This is a genomic window from Kitasatospora sp. NPDC059408 (assembly GCF_042751525.1).
GTDB lineage: Bacteria > Actinomycetota > Actinomycetes > Streptomycetales > Streptomycetaceae > Kitasatospora.
In genome coordinates this window covers 2731-5053 of sequence record NZ_JBHYWI010000076.1, presented here as the reverse complement: position 1 = coordinate 5053, position 2323 = coordinate 2731, and the positions used below count along the sequence as shown (strand labels likewise).

The 2323-nt window shown below is 70.6% G+C and carries 1 protein-coding gene; it reads right to left on the bottom strand.

Annotated features, from left to right (window positions below; translation table 11 throughout):
* Positions 1-55: 55 nt before the first annotated feature.
* Positions 56-1954, bottom strand: a complete 1899-nt coding sequence (locus ACFXDE_RS34785; RefSeq protein ID WP_380498499.1) for an amino acid transporter — start codon at positions 1952-1954, stop codon at positions 56-58.
* Positions 1955-2323 lie beyond the last annotated feature (369 nt).

The window sequence follows — 2323 nt, the reverse complement described above, 5'->3', positions numbered from 1 at the left end:
GCGGCGGGCCCGCCCGGTCACCAGGACCGGACGGGCCGACGGACGGCGGGGCGCGTTACCCGACGTGGACGCGCGGGCGGCGCGTGCGGTCCGGCTCCGCCTCGCGCAGCACCTCGCGGGTGACCGGGGCCACCTCGCCCTGGCCGAACAGGAAGAACCGCAGGAACTGGGCGAACGGGTTGCCCTCGGTCCACTCGAAGTACAGGTGCGGCCGCTGGCCCGTGCGGTCCCGGACGGTGAGCGCCAGCGCGGCGATCGCGTTCGGGACGCTGGAGCTCTCCAGCGTCAGCACCCGGTAGCGCCCGTGCAGCACCTCGCCGCGGACGGTGAGCTCGGACTCGAAGTCCGAGGCGTCGCGGACCGTCACCTCGACGAAGACCAGGTCGTCCTCGCCCGGGATGTCGTTGTCGGCGCGGATCTGGCGGATCTTGTCGCGGTACTCGGCGACGTCCCGGTGGGTCGGCTCGTTGGCGATCAGGCGCAGCGGGCGGTGCGCGTAGTCGCGGATGAAGCGCTCGGCGACGTCGTCCAGGGTCACGTCGGTGACGCGCAGCTCGAAGGCCCGCTTGAGCCGGGAGAGCAGCGACACCAGGATGATGCCGGCGATGAAGCAGGCACCGATCTTGACGCCGTCCGGACGCTCCATCGTGTTGATCACGGTGGTGTACAGGAACACGGCCGAGATGATCCCGAAGGCCGTGGTCCAGCCGCGCTGGCGCTTCTTGTAGGCGGCGATGGTCACGGCGATGGCCGCCGAGCTGATCAGCACGAGCACGCCGGTCGCGTAGGCGCCGCCCTGGGCGTCGACGTTGGCGTCGAACAGCCAGGTGATCAGGAAGCCGACGAGAGTAAGGACGATCACCATCGGACGGACGGCGCGCGCCCAGTGCGGGGCCATGCCGTAGCGCGGCAGGTAGCGGGGCAGCAGGTTGAGCATGCCCGCCATGGCGGAGGCGCCGGCGAACCACAGGATCGCGATCGTCGACAGGTCGTAGACGCTGCCGAAGGCGCCGCCCAGGTACTGGTGCGCGAGGAAGGCGAGGGCGCGGCCGTTGGCCTCGCCGCCGGCCTCGAACTCCTTGGCCGGGATGAGCAGCGTGCAGATGAAGCTGGTGGCGATCAGGAAGGTGCTCATGATCACGGCGGCGGTGGTGAGCAGCTTGCGGGTGCCGCGGATGCGGCCGGCCGGGTTCGCCTCGGTGTCGCCCGCGTCGCCCTCGATGTGCGGCATGACGGCGACGCCGGTCTCGAACCCGGACATGCCGAGCGCGAGCTTGGGGAACACGACCAGCGCGACGCCGATCATGACGAAGATGTTGCCGTGCTGGACGGTCAGCGCGTTGGACCAGTCGGTGACGACGTGCGGAGCCTGGATGATCTTCCAGATGCCGACCGCGACGACCACGACGTTGAGCGCCAGGTAGACCACGACCAGGCCGACGGCCAGGCCGATCGCCTCGCCGAAGCCCTTCAGGAACACCGCGCCGAGCAGCGCGACCAGGATCAGCGTGATCAGCATCTGCTTGCCGCCGAGGACGCTGTTCAGGTGCGGGTTCTCGACCAGGTGCGCGCTGGCGTCGGCGGCCGAGAGCGTGATCGTGATGATGAAGTCCGTCGCCGCGAAGCCGAGCAGGGCGAGCACGAAGAGCTTGCCCTTCCAGAACGACAGCAGCCGCTCCAGCATCGCGATCGAGCCCTCGCCGCGCGGGCTCTCCTGGGCCACCCGCCGGTAGACCGGCAGCGCGCCCAGCAGGGTCACGATCACCAGCACGATCGTGGCGATCGGCGACAGCAGGCCGGCCGCGAGGGCCGCGATGCCCGGCTGGTAGCCGAGCGTCGAGAAGTAGTCCAGGCCGGTCAGGCACATCACGCGCCACCAGCGCTGGCCCTGGTGACCGCCGTGCGCTTCGCCGCCGTCCTGCCCGTTCTGGTCACCCTGCGTGTCCTTGGCCACGGACGCGTCGGCCAGCAGCCAGCTGCGGAGGCGTATTCGCGCCGACGGCGCGGCCACCTCCGGGGACGCCGCCACCTGCGCCGTCCCCGTCTCCGTCGAACCCGACGAAACCACCTTGCACCTCTTGTTCAAGACCCCGTAAAAGCGCCGTCGGGCGACGGCAGTGCGCCAGGCTATGCGACCGGCGTTAAGGAGTCGTCATCGGCCCGCGTTAAGAAAACGTCATGGTGGTGGACGTCTTGGCGCCGTCGGGGGCGCGGCGGGGCGGGGGGGGGGGCCCCCCCCCCCCCCCCCCCGCCCGTCCCGCCGGGAACCCCCAGACGACAACAGAACCCCCCCCCGGGGGTGTGGATGTTTGGTAGTGGACAC